Origin of the sequence: Pandoraea sp. E26 (assembly GCF_000681415.1) — a bacterium.
GTDB lineage: Bacteria > Pseudomonadota > Gammaproteobacteria > Burkholderiales > Burkholderiaceae > Pandoraea > Pandoraea pnomenusa.
Map to the genome: position 1 here is coordinate 122605 of NZ_AYXJ01000029.1, position 20411 is coordinate 143015.

Annotated in this window: 17 protein-coding genes; 11 read left to right on the forward strand and 6 right to left on the reverse strand. The window is 63.0% G+C overall.

Going from position 1 to position 20411, the window contains the following annotated elements; translation table 11 throughout:
* Positions 1-810 precede the first annotated feature (810 nt).
* The 4 genes from W930_RS28065 (at position 811) to W930_RS0118435 (ending at position 5232) form a co-directional block, all read left to right on the forward strand.
* Positions 811-1662, forward strand: a complete 852-nt coding sequence (locus tag W930_RS28065) for a TauD/TfdA family dioxygenase (protein ID WP_025249777.1) — start codon at positions 811-813, stop codon at positions 1660-1662.
* Positions 1663-1709: 47 nt separating this feature from the next.
* Positions 1710-3035 carry an MFS transporter gene (locus tag W930_RS0118425; protein WP_028731227.1) on the forward strand — a complete coding sequence of 442 codons (1326 nt, stop codon included), beginning with the start codon at positions 1710-1712 and terminating at the stop codon, positions 3033-3035.
* 96 nt (positions 3036-3131) lie between these two features.
* Positions 3132-4337 carry a porin gene (locus W930_RS0118430; protein ID WP_025249775.1) on the forward strand — a complete coding sequence of 402 codons (1206 nt, stop codon included), beginning with the start codon at positions 3132-3134 and terminating at the stop codon, positions 4335-4337.
* 88 nt (positions 4338-4425) lie between these two features.
* On the forward strand, positions 4426-5232 hold the full coding sequence (locus tag W930_RS0118435) for a fumarylacetoacetate hydrolase family protein (RefSeq protein ID WP_160117968.1): 807 nt from the start codon (positions 4426-4428) through the stop codon (positions 5230-5232).
* Here W930_RS0118435 and W930_RS0118440 read toward each other — a convergent pair.
* Complete coding sequence (locus tag W930_RS0118440; protein WP_028731229.1) at positions 5200-6120, reverse strand: LysR family transcriptional regulator; 921 nt, start codon at positions 6118-6120, stop codon at positions 5200-5202. The genes W930_RS0118435 and W930_RS0118440 overlap by 33 nt on opposite strands.
* Positions 6121-6231: 111 nt before the next feature.
* Between W930_RS0118440 and W930_RS28070 the strand changes: the two genes are divergently transcribed.
* The 5 genes from W930_RS28070 (at position 6232) to W930_RS0118465 (ending at position 12182) form a co-directional block, all read left to right on the forward strand.
* The gene (locus tag W930_RS28070) at positions 6232-7623 is read left to right on the forward strand and encodes an MmgE/PrpD family protein (RefSeq protein WP_051610666.1); all 1392 of its coding nucleotides are present in this window, start codon (positions 6232-6234) and stop codon (positions 7621-7623) included.
* A gap of 65 nt (positions 7624-7688) precedes the next feature.
* Positions 7689-8573: a LysR substrate-binding domain-containing protein gene (locus W930_RS0118450; protein ID WP_028731230.1), complete on the forward strand. Its 885-nt coding sequence runs from the start codon at positions 7689-7691 to the stop codon at positions 8571-8573.
* 132 nt (positions 8574-8705) lie between these two features.
* Positions 8706-9938 carry a CaiB/BaiF CoA-transferase family protein gene (locus W930_RS28075; RefSeq protein WP_023873208.1) on the forward strand — a complete coding sequence of 411 codons (1233 nt, stop codon included), beginning with the start codon at positions 8706-8708 and terminating at the stop codon, positions 9936-9938.
* Complete coding sequence (locus W930_RS0118460; protein ID WP_023873209.1) at positions 9922-10737, forward strand: enoyl-CoA hydratase-related protein; 816 nt, start codon at positions 9922-9924, stop codon at positions 10735-10737. The genes W930_RS28075 and W930_RS0118460 overlap by 17 nt, the downstream gene beginning before the upstream one ends.
* Before the next feature lie 80 nt (positions 10738-10817).
* Entirely contained in the window at positions 10818-12182 is a 1365-nt protein-coding gene (locus W930_RS0118465; protein WP_023873210.1) for an MFS transporter, read from the forward strand.
* On the opposite strand, the gene W930_RS0118470 is transcribed toward W930_RS0118465, so the two are convergent.
* From W930_RS0118470 to W930_RS0118490, 5 genes are all read right to left on the reverse strand, one after another.
* Entirely contained in the window at positions 12160-13038 is an 879-nt protein-coding gene (locus tag W930_RS0118470; protein ID WP_023873211.1) for an alpha/beta fold hydrolase, read from the reverse strand. The two genes, W930_RS0118465 and W930_RS0118470, sit on opposite strands and share 23 nt — an antisense overlap.
* A 110-nt stretch (positions 13039-13148) precedes the next feature.
* Positions 13149-14426 (reverse strand): 3-(3-hydroxy-phenyl)propionate transporter MhpT, encoded by a 1278-nt coding sequence (mhpT, locus tag W930_RS0118475; RefSeq protein WP_023873212.1) that lies wholly within the window; start codon positions 14424-14426, stop codon positions 13149-13151.
* A 108-nt stretch (positions 14427-14534) separates the two neighbouring features.
* Positions 14535-15320, reverse strand: coding sequence for a 2-keto-4-pentenoate hydratase (gene mhpD, locus W930_RS0118480; RefSeq protein ID WP_023873213.1), 786 nt, complete (start codon positions 15318-15320; stop codon positions 14535-14537).
* Positions 15321-15335: 15 nt separating this feature from the next.
* Positions 15336-16295: a 3-carboxyethylcatechol 2,3-dioxygenase gene (locus tag W930_RS0118485; RefSeq protein WP_023873214.1), complete on the reverse strand. Its 960-nt coding sequence runs from the start codon at positions 16293-16295 to the stop codon at positions 15336-15338.
* Between the two features lie 3 nt (positions 16296-16298).
* Positions 16299-18176: a bifunctional 3-(3-hydroxy-phenyl)propionate/3-hydroxycinnamic acid hydroxylase gene (locus tag W930_RS0118490; protein WP_023873216.1), complete on the reverse strand. Its 1878-nt coding sequence runs from the start codon at positions 18174-18176 to the stop codon at positions 16299-16301.
* A gap of 290 nt (positions 18177-18466) precedes the next feature.
* Here W930_RS0118490 and W930_RS0118495 point away from each other — a divergent pair, with 290 nt between their 5' ends.
* Positions 18467-19282 (forward strand): DNA-binding transcriptional regulator, encoded by an 816-nt coding sequence (locus tag W930_RS0118495; RefSeq protein ID WP_023873218.1) that lies wholly within the window; start codon positions 18467-18469, stop codon positions 19280-19282.
* A 169-nt stretch (positions 19283-19451) separates the two neighbouring features.
* Positions 19452-20339: a LysR family transcriptional regulator gene (locus W930_RS0118500; RefSeq protein WP_023873219.1), complete on the forward strand. Its 888-nt coding sequence runs from the start codon at positions 19452-19454 to the stop codon at positions 20337-20339.
* The last annotated feature ends 72 nt before the right edge of the window (positions 20340-20411 follow it).

Genomic DNA, 20411 nt, shown 5'->3' on the forward strand with positions numbered 1-20411 from the left:
GGGATTCTATCCGTTGACTATCAAAATGACTATCAAATTGTCGTTGGATTTGTCTGGAACGTTCTGGAAGTCGCTTGCCCCATCCATCGCCAGATCCCTTGTGAAATATGGGTTCTATGGATCTTCTAGGTATCTCTTGGAATTTGGATTGGCGGACCCTCTCTCCGCCACCGACACACAAGGCTTTGCGCGGTAGTGCCTGCTCCGATTGGGCGATAGATCCCCACTTGGGCGATAGAGCGGGCTTCGCAAGGTTCAATTCAGCACACGCAACTCAAATCCGTTGACCGATCCATTAGCGTTGTCGCCACCGACAGCAGGGCCTGGATCCTCGGTTTGAAGCCGATTGGCCGATCGGCCGCTTACGAACCTACTAGCCCATCAACCGGAACACCCGCGCACGGTGATCTCGTTGAATCCCAGCGGATACGCGACCGCCCGATAGCCGAACGGCGGTGACTTCTCGATCAAAGCCTTGATCGCCGCGCCGAACGTCTGTCTTCTCCTCGATCAGGACGTGAGCAGGTTTCCACCGCCTCATAAATTTATTCCAATGCCGATCGAATACAACCAGGCGCGCCGCCACCACTTCCGACCGTGACAACTTCGGTCACAAAATCCGAGTCAGATCCATTGCGCGACGCCCCGTTGCGTGCAGGCGCCGGAAAAGCATAGGAAATACCGATAAAAGCGGATCGAAAATTCCCACTTGTTCGCTCTGGCCCAGCGTTCTTAAACTCCGCTCTGTCGCACCGGATTCGACTACGAACGGTGTGAGCAAACCACACTAACAAGATGCGGAGACTACCCATGCTGATCGAACCTCTCGGTCATCCCGGGCGCGAGTTCGGCGCCGTCATTCACGACTTGCGCCCGGAAGAACTACGGACCGAAGCGACCATCGCCATGCTCAATGACGCACTCGCACGGTATGCCGTGGTAGGCGTGCGAGGTATGCCGCTCGATGACGAAGCCCAACTCGCGCTTGCCGATCGATTTGGCCCCATCCATCAGTCGATTCTCGACGCGTCTCGCCGGCGACTCGCCGACCGGCGACTTAACGACGTTGGAAATATCGACGTCAAGGGCAACCTCAAGGACGCGACCGCTCCTGCTTACGGAGATTCGAATTTGCTCTGGCACTCGGACCTGACGTTTCTCGCGCGTCCGGCTCGAATTACCTTACTGTCCGCGCGTGCGCTCCCGCCCGAGCCGCCACCCACCGAGTATGTCGACATGCGAGCGGCATGGGACGCCTTGCCGTCCGATCGCAAGGCGCTGCTCGCATCGCTTGAAGTCGAACACAGCGTGCTCGTACAACGCGCCAAATGCGGGTTCACGGATTTCACCGACGAGGAGCGTCGTCAGGCGCCCGCCGTACGCCACGCATTGGTCCGCCAGCACCCCGTGAGCGGCCGACGGTCGCTCTACCTGTCGTCAAGCGCATCGCATATCGTGGGCTGGCCGCTTGATCAGGGACGCACCCTGATCGAGGAATTGCTCGAGCATGCCACCCAACCGGCTTTCCTGCTGAGCTACGCCTGGCACGCGAACGACCTGCTTCTGTGGGACAACAGCGTCACCATGCATCGCGCGACGCCCTTCGAATCGACAGAGCATCGTCGTGAGCTGCGCTGGACGGCTGTCGTCGAAGCCGCCTGAGCCTCATATATAGAATGCGCCAAAGCGCATCGCCAGGAGACACATCAATGAGCACGGCTTCCCCGTCTGTATCTCTCGATCTTGCCGACGCCGAGCGCGCCGCATATCGCAAGATCGACCTGCGCATCGCAGCGGTCCTGTTCGGCTGCTTCGTTCTGTCGTTCATCGATCGCGTGAACATCAGCTTCGCACACCTTCAGATGCGCCAGGACATCGGTTTGAGCGACGAACAGTACGGCTTCGCGGTCGGCCTTCTGTTCTTCAGCTATGTCCTTTTCGAAGTGCCCAGCAACTTGTTGATGGTGCGGATCGGGGCACGCAAGACGCTCTCGCGCATCATGATTGCGTGGGGCATTGTTTCCACACTGACGTTCGCCGTGCAGACGCCCACGCACCTGTACTTCGCGCGTCTCGCCCTGGGCGCGGCCGAGGCAGGCTTTTTCCCCGGCGCACTGCTGTTTTTCACGCATTGGTACCCTGCCAAGCGGCGCGCACGAGTGATCGGAATCTTTGCACTTGCCGTACCCGTTTCCGGATTTCTCGGTGGCCCGCTCTCGGGCTGGATTCTGCATGCGATGAACGATGTCGGGGGAATGGCGGCGTGGCGTTGGCTATTCGTGATCGAAGGGATTCCCTCCATCGTGGCGGGGGTGCTGCTTTACTTCTTCCTGACCGAGCGGCCTAAGGATGCCCGATGGCTGACCGACGCGGAAAAGACGCTGATTGTCAGTGCCCTCGAAGCCGAGCGAAACGCCAAAGGTCAGGACGCAGCGTCGCATCACTTCGGCGCGGCATTGAAATCCCCGCGCCTTTACATTGCGGCGCTGGTCTATACCGCGGTGCCGTGGGTCGCCAACGTCATCACCTACTGGAGTCCGGCCATCATCAAGCAGGCCGGCGCAGCCAACGCCTTCGATGTCGGCCTGATATCGATGATTCCCTATGCGATCGGCGCGGTCGCCATGCTGCTGATCTGCCGCAGTTCTGATCTGCGGCTCGAACGCCGCTGGCATTGGGCTGCGTGCGGGACACTCGCAGCGGCGTCGCTTGTCGGATTGTCGTTCGTCATGCACGACCTCATGCTGACCGTCGTCGCCATCACGTTCCTCACGATCGGCTTTCTCGGCATCGCGGCGCTGTTCTTCACGATTCCGCTGGCATATCTGTCCGGCACGGCGGCAGCGGGCGGGCTCGCGTTGATCAGTGCGCTCGGTCAACTCGCCGGTTCGCTGGCGCCCATGGCGATCGGACACATCAAGCAGCAGACCGGCAGCGTTGCCGGAGGCTTGTACCTCGTCGCCGCCGTGGTAATGGCTGCCGTGGCGGTGGTTCTCTGGCTTATCCCGTCACGCACGCTGCACGAGCGCGACTGACGCTCGAATATCGGCGCCCAAGTGCGCCTGCCCAAACCGACCACTTCGTCGACCACTTCGTCGACCATTTTGGGCATCACAACCATTGGAGACACGATGAACAAGGTGCTGCGCCTCTGTGCGCTAGCGCTCGGGGCAACCTGCGCGCATTCATCCTACGCAGGCTCGAGCGTAGCGCTTTACGGACTGATCGACACCGGCATGACCTGGTCCAGCAACCAGAACGGAAGCCGCAACCTGGAGATGACCTCCGGCAAGCTGTCGGGCGCGAGATGGGGCGTGAGAGCAATCGAAGACCTCGGCGGCGGACTGCGTGCGCTCGGGGTGCTCGAGAGCGGCTTCAACTCCGCGAGCGGATCGACGCTGCAGAACGGCAGAATGTTCGGACGTCAGGCGTACGTGGGGCTCTCGGACAACCAGTACGGCACGCTGCGCTTGGGTCGGCAGTACACGCCGCTGGCCCTTTATGGCGGCTTTCTCACCGCCGCGCTGCGGTGGGGAACGTCGCTGATGGTCCATCCGCTCGATCTCGACTTGCTCGGTGGAACCACTCGCTTCAACAATGCGATCGACTACGAAAGTCCGAACTATGTCGGCGTGACGTACCGGTTGCAGTACGCCTTCAGCAATCAGGCCGCTACGGACAGCGGCGGCTTCGCCAATAACCGCGAATGGGGCGGGGCGGTTCGTTACGTAGGCCATGGACTCGAACTGTCTGCGGGCTACACGCAGATCGACCGGCCCGACGCCTTATCCAATTCCGCAGGGGCCGCGGTCGGCGACTATCAGACGGCGCTGCCATTATGGATTCGGCAGGTGGACGCCAAGATGTCCGGCGGCCCATCGACGGCCGCGCTGGCCGTGGGCACACAGAAAACGGGGATGGTTGCCGCCGTGTACACGATCGATCGCTGGAGTGTCGGCGCCGTGCTCTCCCGAACACTCCTGAACGATAACCGTATGACGCTTGCTCGCACATCGGGGCTCAACGGTCCCGGTAGCCTGGCGCTGAACGTCGCGGAAATCAACCTTGCATATCAGGCGACGCCCGCCAACGTCACCGGCATGATGCTGACGTACTCGTCGGGCCAGTTCCGTAGCGGCAGCACGCATAACGCTCCGCATTGGTGGCAGATTGGCATCGCCAACGACCACTTCTTGTCCAAGCTTACCGACGTCTACGTTGCCGCGGCATACGAGATCGGTTCGTCACCCGATGCAATCGCGCAAATCACGCTTAACGCCCCCTCATCGAATCGAACGGAAGCCGGAGTGAGCGTCGGTTTGCGTCATCGCTTCTAGGTGCACGAACATGAAACTCCTTTCATTCACGCATGGCGACGCCTCGCGGTGGGGCGCACTCGTCGATCGCAACGCGCACGGCTTCGACGTGGTCGACGGTCAACGGGCAACGCATGGCCGTTTCGCGACGCTCGACGAGGTGCTCCGCGCCGACGCCCTGGTCGATGTCGCCCAGGCTGTCTCGCAATCCGCGCCCACTTTCCGTTCCGACACGATCCGGTGGCGGCCTCCATTGCAGCGGGGCAAACTGCTTGCGGTCGGCGGAAACTATGCGGAACACGTGAAGGAAATCGGGCTGCACGCACAGGCGGCGCCGATATTCTTCAGTCGCTTCCATGACTCTCTGGTGGGCTCCGGCGAGCCGCTGATTCGTCCGCGTGTCTCCGAGCAGCTTGATTTCGAGGGTGAACTTGCGGTGATCATAGGCAAGCCCGGGCGCTACATCGATGCCGCTGATGCGCAGCGGCACATCGCCGGTTATTGCTGCTTCAATGATGGGAGCGTGCGCGATTTTCAGAAGGCGTCGATTGCGGCGGGCAAGAATTTCTGTGCGTCCGGTTCGCTTGGACCGTGGATCGTCACCGCGGATGAGCTGCCGGACCCGACCCGATGCGTGCTTCGTACGCGAGTCAATGGCGAGGTGATGCAAAGTGCGCCGCTGTCGAATCTGATTCACCCCATCGCGTCACTTGTCGCTTACGCATCGACCTTCACCCAGTTGGCCGGTGGCGATGTGATCGCAACGGGGACGCCGGCGGGCATTGGCGCACGCCGCACGCCACCGCGGTGGCTGGCGCCCGGCGACGTGGTGGAAGTGGAGATATCCGGTGTAGGCGTGTTGAGAAATCGGGTGGTCGACGAGTTATCGCAAGGGGCGGCGCGCATTGCGATGTAGCGCATCGTACTCAACGATACGATCCACCACCTGTCGAACGATGGACTGACGCTCGTCCGTACGGTAAGCAAGGGTCAAATCGTAATGCTCCGGCGGCAAGTCGGCCGATAGATCTTTCACCCGCGCAGCCTCGAGCAGCGGTTTGGCGAGCGCCGATGCCACCAGTCCGATGCCACCGGTCCATTCGATCATTTGCAGCATGCTCATCATGTTGCTGCAAGTGTTCACATTCGAAAGCGACGCGCCGTGGCGCCTGAGCGTCTCGAGGGAGCGCGGAAAGAACTCGGAGGGGCGTGACACAAACCACAGTGGTCGTTCGTTCATACAAGACGCAATGTCGGCGGACTGCGCGCTGTCTTCGTCAGCCGTGCGCACACCCATCAGCCAACGAAGCTCTTCCGGGGCGAGCCGCGAAGTTGCGAGCACCGGGTGGTCTATACGCCCCGCGATCACTGCGAGATCCAGCTTTCCGGACTCCAGCTTGTGCAGCATGTTCATGCTCAGATCGGTGTCGATGTCGTATTGCACCAGGGGCATGTCGCGGCGCAGCTGCGCGAGGACTTCGCCGAACCACGTCATCGTCACGATGCCGATGCCGAGTCGCAACGTGCCACGTGCCGACGCCGTGTCGGCGTGCGTCGCGACAGCCTCTTCAAGCTTGATGACGAGCGGTTCGACACGTTCGATGAATTGTCTCCCTTCTTCCGTCAGTTCCATGTTGCGTCCGCGCTTTCTGAAGAACTGGATGCCGAGGGATTGCTCGAGCTCGCGTACTCGCCCCGTCACCGTCGGTTGGGACGCATTGAGTCGTTCCGCCGCAGCGGAAAACGTCCCGGCGCGGGCGATGCAGCACACGGTCTCGAGATTGGTCAGGTTCAGTCGACTCATGGATAGTGGGGCGCCGCAAAACGATTGGAAAGATCGATCGGATGATATTGAAAATCCCGGCTTATTTGAATAGGCGCTAGCACGTAGACTGCATTGAACAGGAGACACTCGATGCAACCGACTTACGTTGAAAAGCTCGCCACCTTTATTGCTTCACGCACGGCCGACGCACTTGGCCGCGCCGTGATCGACAAGCTGCATGCTTGCCTGCTGTTCAATCTCAGCGTTGCGCTGGCCGCACCCCCCGCCGATAACGTGCGCCGGGCGCTCGAGCACACACATGCCGCGCCCGGCGATGCCCGATGCTGGCGAACCGGTGCGGCGCTGTCGCCCGCGGACGCGGCATTTCGCAACGCGGCGTTGATTACCGCGCGCGGCCAGAACGACACCCATGCCGCCATGAATGGACATATTGGATGCGTTGCGATTCCGGCAGTCATTGCGCTGGCGGAGGAAACCGGCGCGTGCGCCGGCGACGTTTGCGCCGCGCTGGCTTGTGCCTACGACGTTGCGCCGCTCGTCGCGCGTTCTGCCGCCATGAAGAGCGGCGAGCGTGGCTTTCGTGGCACGTCGTTGTATGCCGTATTTTCCGCGGCGGCGGGTGCGGCGCGCGTTCTGAGACTCGACGCTGTGCAATGCGCGGCGGCGCTGTCGATCGCGAGTCAGTTCAGCGGGGGCACAATGCAATGTTGGGCGGAGGGGACGCCTGAATGGCTGTTGCAGGTTGGCATGGCGAGCCGTGCTGGCGTCGTGGCGGCACGCCTGGCGCAATATGGCATGGGCGGCGCTGCCCATGCACTGGAGGGACCTAACGGCTTCTATCGTGCTTTTGCTGGAGAGGTTCCGCAGTGGCAATGGAATGGCGAGGCGCCAGACGAAATCCTGGCGGTGACCTTCAAGCCGTTCCCAGGCTGCACAATCAACCAGCTACCGGTCAAGACGCTGATCGACGGGAAGCGCCGCGACGGCTTTACGGCGAGCGATGTCGAACGCATGACGCTCGCCTTGCATCCCGCATACGCCCGTTATCCCGGGGTGGACCGTCATGGGCCGTTTGATAGCGCTTCCAGTGCCATCATGAGCGCGGCATTCATGCTGCAAACCGTGCTCGAGAACGACACGCTGACATTGGCCGACTTTACGCCAGGGCATGCGCCTGCCGCGTTGCACGACAGGAGCCGCCGAATCGAGGTGGTCGCGGACACGTCGCTTGCGCCGTTCCATTGCCGAATCGATGTTGTATTGCGCGATGGCCGCGTCGTGCGACTGGACTCCGGCGCACCGTCGGCGCTTGCCTATACGTTGGACGAAGTCAAGTCGCTGACCCGACGGATGTCCACTGAGTGGCGAGTTGCCGAACGCGACGTCGCGTACGATCGACTGTCGCGCCAGTTGGCCCAACTTTGCACGCCGGGCGCAAGTGAGCGAAGGTTTGACGAGGTCTTCGACCTCGCTCCCGTTATTGGAATCTCGCAACGGCGCGCGAAAATGGCCGGAGTATAGGTGTTGCCCATTCCTTCGAGGTGAAAGAGAATTTCGGCAATTCACCTCATGCCTGGATCGCGCCAATGGAACGCCGAGAGTCGCTTCCCCCGCTAAACCCTGCACGTGCTTTTGAAGCGACTGGGCGCTTGTTGAGCATTACAAAGGCGGCGAACGAGTTGGCGGTGACACCGGCGGCGGTCAGCCGGCAGGTGAGGGCGCTTGAGGATTACCTTGGCGTCGATCTGTTCGAGCGGGTGAAAGGTCGGCTCGAACTGACTGCCGCGGGTGCCAGCTATCTGGCCGAATTGATGCCGTTATTTTCTGCGCTTCGCGACGCGACCACAGGCATTCGCTCGTCGGGACGTCGGGCTGCCGTATTGAAGATTCGCTCGCCTGCCACCTTCGCAGTGAGGTGGCTGATCCCCCGGTTGGCCAATTTTCACCGGTTGCACGCAGACATCGAGGTGCAACTTACGACGTCTCCTGCGCCGCTGAATTTCGCTCGTGAAGCCATTGACGCCGGCATTCAGTTGGGAGACGGCACCTGGCCTGGGGTCAACGTACAACGCCTGATGCGCAACGTCCTTGTCCCGGTGGTGGCGCCGTCATGCCCGATCAACCGCGACGGCCAGCTTCGTTGCGAAACGCTGCTGCATTCGCTTGCGCGCCCCGAGGATTGGAATCTCTGGCTCAAAGCCGCAGGCATGCCGTTGAATCCGCGGCGACGTGAGATGCGCTATGAGACGTCGTTGCTTGCCTATCAGGCTGCGATCGAAGGCCACGGCGTCGCGATTGCGCAGGAAGCGCTGGTGCTTCCCGAGCTGGCCAATGGCACGCTCATCGCGCCGTTCTCGTTTCGGCTGGACCGCGGCGAACACACCTACTACTTTGCCTGGCCCGAGACGCGCCGCGCCTCGCCGGCGCTTGAAACCTTTCGGGATTGGCTGGTGACCTTAGTCGCCGAGTAGCCGAGTAGCCGAACCTCTTAACAAAAAGTCAAAGCGTCGGTTCGAAAAAGTCGATTGTCGCGTGCGAGCGCGCTACCTATGCTCGCCTGATGGCTTGGCATTCCGGCAAGTCAGGAGACAGGACAATCGAAAATGTTAAGAGACAGCCTAAGTCGCGTGCGAGTGCTCGATTTCTCGCACGTCCTCGCGGGTCCCGTGTGTTCAATGACCCTGGCGGATCTCGGCGCGGACGTCGTCAAGATCGAGCCGCCGGAAGGGGAACTGGGACGCAAGATCGGGCCACCTTGGGTGAATGGCGAGAGCCCGGCATTCATGAGCGTCAATCGCAATAAGCAGAGCGTTGCCATCAACCTGAAGACCGAGGCGGGTCGGCGCGTGGTTCGCAAGATGCTCCGTCATGCGGACGTCCTTGTCGAAAATTTCCGCCCGGGCGTGATGGCATCCATGGGGCTCTCTTTTGCGTCGGTGCGCGAGATCAACCCCCAGCTCGTTTACTGCTCCATCTCGGCGTTCGGGCAGGGCGGGGCCAATCGTACCCGCCCTGGCGTCGACGGAATCATCCAGGCGGTGAGCGGACTGATGAGCACCTTGGGATCGGCCAACGCCGATCCCCTGAAGGTTCCGGTGCCGATTGCCGACATGGTGGGTGGCTATCTGGCCGCGGTCGCCATCCTCGCGGCGCTCCACCGTGTCCGTGACGGTAAAGGGGGACAGTATCTCGATGTCAGCCTTTACAACGCAACCGTGATGCTGCAGCAGATCGGCTTCGCATCGTTTTTCGCGTCCGGTCGAAATCCCGACAGAGTAGGCAGTGCCGCACCCTATGCGGCGCCCAACGAAGCCTATCCGACGCAGGACGGATGGATGGTCGTCGTCGCCTATCACCCGGCGCGTTGGCGCGCATTGTGCGACGAATTGGCTGTCCCCGAGCTTGAGGCGGATCCGCGGTTTTTCGACAACGACGCGCGGGTGCAAAACCGCAACGCGCTCCACGAACGGCTCTCCGCGATATTCGCTGAGCGGTCCACAGCCGAGTGGATGCGGCGGCTCAGTGCGCGCGACATCATTTGCGCTCCGGTCGCGACGTACAGCGATGTCATCGAGTCCCGGGAGTATGCCGAAAGCGGGCTGGCGGCGACGATGGCGCATCCGGTCGCGGGGCGCATCCGGACGAATCGATTTGCATTGAGTGCCGCGGAAGGGGCGCCTGACTACGAGGACAGGGCCGCGCCGCTCAACGGCGAGCACACAAGGGACGTGCTCGCGAGTTATGGCGTCAGTCAGGAAGAGATTGCCAAACTGCTCGATGACGGCGCCATTCATCAATCTTCGAAGGGAGGCGCAGTTCATGCCAACGCAAGTTAAGGAGGGCGGGTCGCTGATTCTGACGTCATTGGATTCGGGGGTCTTGACGATAACGTTGAATATCCCGGAGAACGGGAATGCGCTGACCGTCGAGATGTCCGGTGCGCTCTCGGACACGCTCGAAGGGATTGGGCGCATGCCAGATGTCCGTTGTGTGCTGCTGCGCTCGTCGGGCGAGCACTTTTGCACCGGCGGCAACGTGAAGGACATGCAGAGCGGGCGTGATCTCATGGACGGCGGCGTAGAAGCAGTGCGCGAGCGCTTGCTCGGGTGTTTGCATCGCATTACGCGAGCACTCAGTGACATGGAGGTCCCGTCCGTGTGCGCCGTCAATGGTGCGGCGATCGGTGCCGGCTTCGATATTGCATTGATGTGCGATATCCGCATCGCTGGCGAGCGGGCCGTTTTTGCGGAGAGTTTTCTGCGGCTCGGTCTGGTTTCCGGCATCGGAGGCGCGTGGTTTCTCAATCGTGTCGTGGGACCAGCCAAAGCGCTTGAGATGACGCTGACGAGCGAGTTTGTCGATGCGTCGGAGGCTCGTCGCCTGGGCATTGTGTCGAAGGTCGTACCGGACGATCGCCTCGATGCCGAGGCATTGGCCCTGGCCCGGAAGATTGCTGCGCATCCACCGAAAGCCGCGCGCATGGCGAAAAGTCTGGTGCGCCAGTCGGCGACCGCTTCCCTCGCTGCCGCACTGGAAATGGCTGCCGGCATGCAGGCCATCCTGCTTTGCGGAAGTGAGCATAAGGCGGCGGTGACGACCTTTCTCGAGAAGCGGGCTGCTGCAAAGCGGCACTGACAGCAGGCAGAACAGAGCCGACGTCGCGATCGATCCGATCAACGACGCAACGGCCCGACAACCCATACATGGAGACACCCATGCTCGTCGATCAACGGGCGGCGCATGCCCGCCCCAGCATGTTTCGCATCATCGCCAGCGCAAGCGTCGGCACTTTGCTCGAGTACTACGATTTCTTTGTCTACGTCGCCCTGACCTCGACGCTCACGGGACTTTTCCTGCCATCGGCGGATCGGGTGGTTGCCGCGCTGGCCGGGGTGGCGACGTTCGGCATCGCCTACGTCGCGCGGCCAGTAGGCACGCTGATTTTCAGTCCAATGTCCGACCGTATCGGGCGAAAGAGAACCTTCGTCATTACGTTGTTGATCATGGGCGTGGCGACCGTGGGTATCGGATGTCTGCCCACCTACGCCGTCATAGGTAGTGCGGCGCCGGTCGCGCTGCTCTTGCTTCGGATCATTCAGGGTGTCGCGCTCGGCGGAGAGTACGGATCCGCGGTCGTCTATGTGATGGAGCATTCGGCACCGGGGCGCAAGGGAATGGCGACGAGCGTGCTTCAAAGCACGGCAAGCGTCGGCTTGCTGATCGCGTTGCTGATCGTCGCCGGTCTCAAATGGGTTCTGGATCCGGAGAGTTTCCTTTCATGGGGCTGGCGCGTTCCGTTCCTGCTCTCCGCACCGATCGTTGTCGTCGCCACCTGGGTTCGGCTCGGCATGACGGAGACGCCGATTTTCTCCGAACTCAAGGACGCAGGGTTGCTCTCCGCATCGCCGCTGAAGGATACGATCAAGAGCAGAACGTCGTGGAAAGCGATTTTCGTGACGATGTTCGGCGCTCAGGGCTCCACGTCCGTCTCGCTCTACACATCGATTGTCTACATGCTCTATTTTCTGGAGAACGTCCTGAAAGTCGAGACCGTGAGGGCGAGTCTTTGTCTCGGCATCGCCATCGTGATCGCCGCGCCGACTTACCCGCTGTTCGGGCGGCTGTCCGACGCGATCGGCCGCGCCAGAGTGATTCTGATCGGCATCGTGCTTTGGTGCGCGGCGGCCTACCCATGTTTCACCGGTATCCGCGCGAATGTACTGACGGCTCAGTGGACGTACGTAACAGCGCTAATTACGATCCTCGCGCTGCTCACGGCAATGATCATGGCGCCGCTGCCCGCCTTCATCGCCGAGTCGTTCCCGCCGCAAAGCCGAACCACCGGATTCGGGCTGTCGCAGCAGTTGGGGAACGTGATGTTCGGCGGGTTTCTTCCGCTCATCAGTCTGACGCTTGTCAATCTCACAGGGAATCAACTCGCCGGTGTCGCCTATTCGATCGTCTCCATGATCCCATGCCTGTTGGTGACGTGGTTCTGGGGGCTTCGACAGGACGCCCGCCGCCTCCGTGCCGCGGAATCCGCCGGGCGCCTTTCCATCAGTGCGCCAGGAAGTCGATGACCATGCGATTGAATGCGTCCGCGTGTTCCCACTGCACCCAGTGTCCGCAGCGATTGAACACGTGCAGTTGGGCGTTCGGCAAGCCGGCCAGCAGGCGCAGGCCGACGTCCATCGGCACGAACCGGTCTTCCCGTCCCCAGACGATCAGCGTCGGCGCCGCGACCTCGCCCAGCCGTGCACCGTAGTCGGTGAACTGCTTCGGATTCGCGGCCAGGCTCTTCACGAAGTTCTCGAGGTGTTCGCGATTCGCGAGCATGTTGTCGAGCCGGGCTTGCATCAGCGCATCGGTGATCGAGCTCGCGTCGAAGACGAACACGTTCATCATGCGCTTCAGGTTCTCGAGCGTCGGCGCCTTGTACAGACCGTTGAGCAGCTTGATGCCTTCCGTCGGCATGGCCACGAACTGGCTCGGACCGCCGGTGCCGCCGCCCATCAGGATCAGTTTGCCGATTCGCGCGGGATTCGCCAGCGCGAAGGCCACCGTGCTGTGTCCGCCCATCGAATTGCCGATGATGTGCACGCGCTCGATGTCGAGCGCGTCGAGCACCGCCCTGAGCACACGTGCGTTCAGTTCGGACCGCGATCCGGTGTTCACCACCGGATCGCTTTTTCCCCATCCGGGGCAATCCACCAGCAGCACGCGGTAACCGGCCTCGACCAGCGGCTCGACGTTGCGGCTGAAGTTGGCCCAGCCCGTCGCGCCCGGCCCGGAGCCGTGCAGCATCACGACCGTCTCGGCGCCATGGCCGGCGTCGTTGTAATGAATGCGAAATTCCGTGTCCGCGTCGCGGATCGTCACGAAACGGCTCGTGGACGCTTCCGTGAGCGTCGCGCCAACCGGTTGCGTTGTCGTCATGATGACTCCCTCTACGAATACTCAATTGTTGATGGCGGCGCATTTCGCATCGAAACGCGCCGCCTGCTCAAGAAACTTCCGGGCATTCGACGATGCTCGGTGCTGCCGGGTCAGCGCCCTGACTGAGCCATCCCGGCGACAACGCGCGGCGCGAACGTGCTCACCACGCTGAGCGCGGCAATCGCCGCGATCACGATCAGCGGAATGCTCGACGACACCAGCATCGACGCACTCTGTCCCAGCGCGAACAACTGGCCGGCGATCAGCGGCCCCAGGATCGAACCGAGACGCCCGACGGCCACGGCCGCGCCCACGCCCGTGCCACGCACCTCCGTCGCATATGCCTGACCGGCCATCGAGTACAGCACCGATTGCCCCCCAACCAGGAACAATCCACAGAAGAACGCGCCGCAGGCCATCGTCAGGGCGCCGTTGGCCGCCGACAATCCGGCCAGCGACAACGCAATGCCGAGATACATGCCGATCACGGTCAGGCGCGGCGAACAGCGATCCATCACTCTGGCAATGCCGATCGCGCCGATGCCGCCCCCGATGTTGAACATCATGATGGCCATGCCAGCCTGCGCGCGGGACAGTCCGTTGGCCACGACCATCGACGGCAACCAGTTCATCAGGAAGTACAGGACGATGAGTGTGCCGAGGTAACTCACCCACAATGCAATCGTCGTACGAGCGCGCCCTTCCTGCCAAAGCGCATGCGTGATGCTCGGTGTCGCGTCCGGCACGGCGTTCGCCGCGGCTGTGCCGGAACCACGTCTGGCACGCGAAGCAACGAACTGCGCGGACTCACGCAGACAAAGTCCCAGCAACGGCACCATCAGCAACGGACCGAAACCACCGACGTAGAACACGTGGCGCCATCCCTCGTCGCCCGGACTGACGATGCCGATGACGGCCGCCAAAGCCGCACCGAACGGCATGCCGCAATACATGGCGCCAACGGCCGTGTTTCGCTGGCCGTCCGGCGCGGCCTCGGCACACAGCGCAATCAGGTTGGGCATGGCCGCCCCCATGCCGAGACCGGTCAGAAAGCGCGCCGCGAGCAGCGATTCGAAGTTCCAGACGTGTGCCGTGACGAGCGAGAAGATGCCGAACAGCGTGACCGACAGCATCAGCACCCGTTTGCGTCCCCAGCGGTCGGCAAGGCGCCCGCCGAGCGCCGCACCCGGCAGCAGGCCGATCGCCCCGGCGCTGAACGCCCACCCCATCTGCGCCACCGACAGCGCAAACTCCTTGGCGATGCGCGGTGCCGCCACGCCGGCCGATTGCAGGTCCAGGCCCTCGAGCAGGGCGATGGCCAGACACAGTCCGATGGTCGCGAGGCTACCCTTCGTGGGCGCCGCGCCTTGCGGTGATGATGCTTGCATTGCTTTGTCTCCGGTTTCAGGAAAGTCCGCTCTTGTCGGCGGTCATGTGATATCTCGGGAATCGCGCTTGCTACCTCTCGATGCTCGTCCAGGCGTCCTCGGGCGTTCTCATGCGAACGTGGCGCGTACGCTGCCCAGGCCGTGGATTTCCGTCACGAACGTGCCTGCCCCGGTCACAGGCACCATCGCGCCGAGCGCGCCGGTCAGCACCACGTCGCCCGCGCGCAGTGGCGTGCCGAGTTGCGCCATGCGATCGGCGAGCCAGACCGCAGCATTGAGCGGGTTGCCAAGGCACGCCGCACCGTTGCCGCGCGAGAGCACCTCGCCATTACGCGACAGCGTCATCTCGCAGGCTGTCAGGTCGAGGTCGGCGAGCGAGACAGGCCGGCTGCCCAGCACGAACATCGCGCTCGACGCGTTGTCGGCCACGGTGTCGACGAAACGGATATTCCATTGCTCGATGCGACTGTCGACGACTTCCACGGCGGCGACCGCGTAGGCGGTGGCGCGCAGGACGTCGGCGAACGTGTGCTTCTCCCACGTGAGATCGCGTTCGATCACAAGCGCGATCTCGGCCTCGACCTTGGGTTGAATGAGGCTCGCGAGCGGCATCGGTTGCGCGTCACCGTAAGCCATACCCGCAAACAGCGCGCCAAAGTCCGGCTGATCCACGCCGAGTTGCCGCTGTACCGCGAGCGACGTCAGGCCGATCTTGCGGCCGACGATGCGCTCGCCTCTGGCGACGCGCGCATCGACGTTGCACTGCTGCACGGCATAGGCGCTCGCCATGTCGTCGGGGGCGATCTCGCCGCGAACCGGCGCGATGGGCGTGCGCGTGGCCTCGGCATGGCGAAGACGCTCGGCGAGGGTTTGAATCAGCGGGGAACTCGACATGAAAGACTCCTTTTCTCAGGCCGCGGCGGCCAATGACGTTTGCGGCTCGGCATGCATTGCGGCAAAGCCGGCAATCCACTCGGGAATCGCACGGTAGTAATCGAGCGACGCCCCGTAGTCACCATACGCGGCGAGCGCCGCGAATGCGGCGACCCACGTGCGGATTTCGTGGGCCGACTTGCCACCCTCGCGTGTGATGGAATCATTGCTGATGGCGTCGACGGCGCTCAGATTCCCGCTGGCGAGCACGTCGAGAAACGCGCGGTCCCACTGCGGATTGAGCGGATGCAGGTGACTCTTGCCCGCCGTGAATGCTTCGGCGGCAGCCACCGTGCGTGCCTGACGCGCCGCGCGCGACTCGGCAGAAGGATTACGCCCGGCGATCAGGCGCTCGGCGACTTCCTCGGTCGCGCCAATCAACTCGGGCACGGGGGGCTCATGCGAGATGCCGCCCGACCCCACCACCAGCACGCGCTTGTCAGTGCGTGCCAGGTAACGGCCGATGGCGTCTCCGAGCAGGCGCGAGCGGCGCAGCGTTGCCATCGGCGGTGCCACGGAGTTGATGAACACCGGCACGACCGGGTAGACGTCGAGTCCGCCCGCGAGCACTTCCAGGGCATAGGCGCACCCGTGATCGACCTGCATGCGATAAGACAATGAGACATCGACCTCCGACGCCAGCACGTGCTCCGCGAGCGCATGCGCGATGTGCGACGGCACCGGCAACTCGCCGGCCAGACTGTTGAAGTCGCCGATGGCCGTGGCCGCCGCGCCGATGCAGAAGGGCGGCATCACGTCGTAGAAGAAGCCGTTGAAATGATCCGGCGCGAATACGACGACCAACTCGGGATCGAACGCGCGCACGCGCTCGCGTGCCTGCGCCTGCACCCGCTTCACTTCCGACACGACCTCGTCGGGAGGATCGAAGTAGCCATGCAACGGCGTATGCGAAATACATTCGAGATGAATCGGCATCGCTCAGGCTCCGGCAACGCGTTGCTGTGGCCGCACGACGGCCCCGGCGTGGTTCGTTGGCGCGCGCAGCGGCGTTGGCTGGGGCATGACGATGTCGGCGAGCGCCACCTTGCCCGCCAGTTCGATCAGGGTGTCCGACACTTCCTGAGGTGCGCAGACTCCCGCGATGAAGCGATCGGGGCGCAGCAGCACCACGGATTGCGAACGCGCGCCGAACCAGTCCTTGAGGCGGTTGTGCGGATCGCCGATCGCGATCACGCCCTGCGGCACGTCGTCGGTATGCGCCATCTGCACGTCGGGCTTGGCCAGCACGAAGCGCACGCCCAGCTTCTCGGCGACAGCGCGCGCACGCGGCGTCAGGCCGAATGTCGGATCGGACCCCCAGCCGAGCACGACAAAGTGATTGCCGATCACGTCGTCCAGACGCTGGACCTCGCCCGTCGCCGTGCGCACCCTGGGCTGAATGAACAGGCGGCCGACCGGTGAACTGGCGAACGGGTCGCGGCCATATACGCAGCGCCCAAGCCACGAATCCCGCTTCTCGCTCATCAGGCCCAGCAGACGGCCCGGCGCCGAATTGCCCGAACGCTTCAGCAAACGGGCCAGCCAGCCGCCGGTCGATTTCGCGGGCGGAAGCAGCACCACTCCCGATTCGTAGCGCGGCATCGGCTTGAAGCGCATCTCCACGAAGTAGCGCTTGACCGACGGAAACAGGGTGAAGCTGCGCACGAACGCGTCGCGAAAGCGCACGCCGAAGCGCGTCGTCGGCGCGAAGATGTCGCCCGCGACCTCGGACAGATGGATCATCGAGCGCGCATGCGGCCGACGCTCGGCGGTGTAGGTATCGAGCAGGTCCGGCAGACTCTGCCCCTTGACCACCATCGCAAGCTTCCAGCCAAGGTTGTTGGCGTCGCGAATGCCGCTGTTGTAGCCCTGGCCCTGCCAGACGGGCATGATGTGTGCCGCGTCGCCCGCCAGCAGCACGCGATCCACGCGGAACGTTTCCGCCAGTCGCGCGTTGTGCGTGTAGACGCGCTTGCGGATGTAATCGACACGGTCCGGGTGCGTGACTACCTTGCGAATCAGCGCGGCCATGTTCCCGGGCCGGGAGAGTTCTTCCTCGGTCTCGCCCGGCATGACCATGAACTCGAAGCGGCGAATGCCGTGCGGCAAGGCCGCCGAAACATAAGGGCGCTCGTGATCGCAATGCATGTAGACGTGGGGGGCACCCACCGGGTCGTTGCGCACGTCGACCACGATCCACTGGTTGGGCTTCGTGCGCCCTTCGAACGGCACCTGAAGCAGGCGGCGAATCATGCTGTTGCCGCCGTCGGCGCCCACAACGTACGCCGCGCGAATCGTGCGAACGTCGCCATCGTTCGTTCGTGTGGTCAGCGTCACGCCCCGAGCGTCTTGCGCGAGCGCCTCGACGCCGTGGCCGAAGCACACGTCCACATGAGCGAAGCGCTCGAGTCCCTCGAACAACACCCGGTCCGCGAGCGGCTGGATGAATGCGTTGCGGCGCGACCAGCCGAACTCGTCGGTCCGCGGCTCGATCGACGCGAAGCAATGGCCGTCGCTGGTGAGGAACCGCATCCAGTGATCGGGGGTGGTGTGCGGAAGCAGCGCGTCGGCCAGGCCGACCGCCTGGAACACCCGCAGGGCCTCGTCGTCCAGGCCGATGGCTCGCGGGTAATCGATGAGTTGGTCGAGTTTCTCGACGATCGTGACGCGCACGCCCTGCAAGCCGAGGATGTTGGCGATCATCAGCCCGACCGGTCCGGCGCCGACGATGGCCACGTCCGTCGTGATGTCGGGCGTGGTGCCGGCCGCGGTATTTGCGGTATTGGCGGCATTGGCGGCATTGACGAATGCACTCATGTGTCTCGCTCCTGTTTTTTGAGCGCGAGCGCGCCCCGCGCGCCGGGCTGGCGCGTTCGAATGGCGTACTGCGTTCGTTGATTCAATCGCGGCTCGTGTCGTCCGCTAATCGTCGGGCTGGGGGCCGGCCGTCGAGCGACGCGTGTTCGGTCATGCTCGTCCGCACGGAAAGGAGGGTGTCTCCACTAGCTCTCTGATTTTTCGATGAGTCTAGGCAGCTGACAAAAAGCGCTCAACAATTTCGCCGAAATGTGCATAGAATGCACATCGTTGATTTTAAAAACTATTTAATGAGCAAATATCCGAATGTACGGGGGCTGTCGCGCGGCCTGCTGGTGCTCCGGGCGCTCAACGCGATGGAGCGCGGACGTGCGACGCCGCAACAACTGAGCGAGGCGACCGGGCTCCATCGCACCACCGTGCGGCGACTGCTGGAGACGTTGCTGGAAGACGGATTCGTGCGGCGCAGCACGTCCGACGACACCTTCCGCCTGGCGCTCGCGGTGCGCTCGCTCAGCGAGGGTTTCACGGATGACGAGCGCATCGCGACGATCGCGCCGCCGATCATGGGGCAGTTGATGCAGCGGGTGGTGTGGCCCTCGGATCTGACCACGCCGGACGGCGACGCCATGATCATTCGCGAGACGACGCATCGTTTCAGTCCCTTGTCCTTTCACCGCGCCATGGTCGGTCGACGCCTGCCCATGCTGTTTACGGCTGCCGGGCGCGCGTACTTCGGCATGTGTCCCGAGGCCGAGCGCGAGGACATTCTCGATTTGCTGCGCACGGGCGCGGGCGGGGAGTTGCAGCAACGCTTTGCCAGCGACGATGCGTTCATTCGCAATCTCGTGCGCCAGACGCGAGAGAACGGCTTCGGCTCCAATCATGGCGACTGGCTCGACCAGCGCAAGATCGGTGCGGTGGCGGTTGCCGTTGCGTCGCAGGGGCGTGTGTTGGCGAGCCTGAACGTGATCTATCTCGACCAGGCAGTGAGCCCGGCCGAGGCCGTGCGGCGATTCGTGCCACCCCTGCAGGAGGCGGCGGCGCAGATGGCGGCGGCAGTCGCTCAGGTGGACCTTGCGCGTGCGATGCCCGCCGACGATTAGCCGGCGCAGTGGGTTAGGCGCCCCGTGTCCGGGCGCTCGCGCCGCTCTGTGCGCGTGGCGTGCGCGACGAATTGTTCTGGCGGCCCAGCGGGTTTCGGCGACAATGCGAGCTTGTCGATTCCCCTGCGGAACTGCGCGAATTTGCCGACTTGCCGGCTGACCGACCATCATGAAAGTTGAAAACTCCGAGCTCGAGGCGTTCGTCGCGGTGGCTGAATTGGGCAACTTTGCGCGCGCTGCCAAAAAGTTGCACCTGACGCAGCCCGGCCTGTCACGGCGCATTCAGAAGCTGGAACAGACGCTCGGCGTCGAATTGTTGCATCGGACCACTCGCAGCGTTTCGCTCACCAGCGTTGGCCGCCAGTTCCTGCCGATGGCGCGCGAGCAGATGGCGCAACTTGGCATGATGCTCTCGTCCATTCAGGAGATCGCCGAAAAGCGCTTCGGCAAGGTGCGCCTTGCCAGCATTCCGACGGTCGTCATGCAATTTCTACCGACCGTGCTGCGCCGTTTCGCGGCTAAATATCCGCACCTTGGGGTCCAGGTTTTCGACGGCAATCACGATTTCGTACTCTCGCAAGTGCGTGCCGGACTGGCCGAGTTCGGCGTCAGTCTTCATCCGGGGACCGACGACGATCTGGTCTTCGAGCCGCTTATGGTCGATCGCTACGTGGTGGCGATGCACCGGGACGACCCGCTCGCCGACGCCACCTCGGTATCGCTGTCCGATCTCCGACAGTCCCGAATGATCATCGGCGGGCGCGACAGCGGCAATCGGTTGCTTCTGGAGATGCTGCTCGGGCAGACATCGATGCGACTGCGATGGTTTTACGAGGTGGAGCACATTTCGTGTGTTGCCGCCCTGGTCGACTCGGGCGTGGGATGTGCGATCCTGCCGGCCACCGCGGTGCGCGCGCATCATATGCCTTCGGTGCGAACGGTACCCATCTCGAACCCCGAGATATCCCGGACCATCGGTATCGTTCGACATCGCTCCGTCATGATGTCGCCCATGGCGGCAGAGCTTTGCGATTTGCTGAAGGTCGCGACGCGCTAGACGCTCAGGCATGCGAGTGCGCCATGCGGCGAAGCGTTGATGACGTTTTCGCATGAATCGCAAGCAGACCGG

Excerpts from the sequence above, each read along its gene's own strand:
- W930_RS28065 (WP_025249777.1), top strand. The coding sequence starts at position 811 with ATGCTGATCGAACCTCTCGGTCATCCCGGGCGCGAGTTCGGCGCCGTC.
- W930_RS0118425 (WP_028731227.1), top strand. The coding sequence starts at position 1,710 with ATGAGCACGGCTTCCCCGTCTGTATCTCTCGATCTTGCCGACGCCGAG.
- W930_RS0118430 (WP_025249775.1), top strand. The coding sequence starts at position 3,132 with ATGAACAAGGTGCTGCGCCTCTGTGCGCTAGCGCTCGGGGCAACCTGC.
- W930_RS0118440 (WP_028731229.1), bottom strand. The coding sequence starts at position 6,120 with ATGAGTCGACTGAACCTGACCAATCTCGAGACCGTGTGCTGCATCGCC.
- W930_RS28070 (WP_051610666.1), top strand. The coding sequence starts at position 6,232 with ATGCAACCGACTTACGTTGAAAAGCTCGCCACCTTTATTGCTTCACGC.
- W930_RS0118450 (WP_028731230.1), top strand. The coding sequence starts at position 7,689 with ATGGAACGCCGAGAGTCGCTTCCCCCGCTAAACCCTGCACGTGCTTTT.
- W930_RS28075 (WP_023873208.1), top strand. The coding sequence starts at position 8,706 with ATGTTAAGAGACAGCCTAAGTCGCGTGCGAGTGCTCGATTTCTCGCAC.
- W930_RS0118460 (WP_023873209.1), top strand. The coding sequence starts at position 9,922 with ATGCCAACGCAAGTTAAGGAGGGCGGGTCGCTGATTCTGACGTCATTG.
- W930_RS0118465 (WP_023873210.1), top strand. The coding sequence starts at position 10,818 with ATGCTCGTCGATCAACGGGCGGCGCATGCCCGCCCCAGCATGTTTCGC.
- W930_RS0118470 (WP_023873211.1), bottom strand. The coding sequence starts at position 13,038 with ATGACGACAACGCAACCGGTTGGCGCGACGCTCACGGAAGCGTCCACG.
- mhpT (WP_023873212.1), bottom strand. The coding sequence starts at position 14,426 with ATGCAAGCATCATCACCGCAAGGCGCGGCGCCCACGAAGGGTAGCCTC.
- mhpD (WP_023873213.1), bottom strand. The coding sequence starts at position 15,320 with ATGTCGAGTTCCCCGCTGATTCAAACCCTCGCCGAGCGTCTTCGCCAT.
- W930_RS0118485 (WP_023873214.1), bottom strand. The coding sequence starts at position 16,295 with ATGCCGATTCATCTCGAATGTATTTCGCATACGCCGTTGCATGGCTAC.
- W930_RS0118490 (WP_023873216.1), bottom strand. The coding sequence starts at position 18,176 with ATGAGTGCATTCGTCAATGCCGCCAATGCCGCCAATACCGCAAATACC.
- W930_RS0118495 (WP_023873218.1), top strand. The coding sequence starts at position 18,467 with ATGAGCAAATATCCGAATGTACGGGGGCTGTCGCGCGGCCTGCTGGTG.
- W930_RS0118500 (WP_023873219.1), top strand. The coding sequence starts at position 19,452 with ATGAAAGTTGAAAACTCCGAGCTCGAGGCGTTCGTCGCGGTGGCTGAA.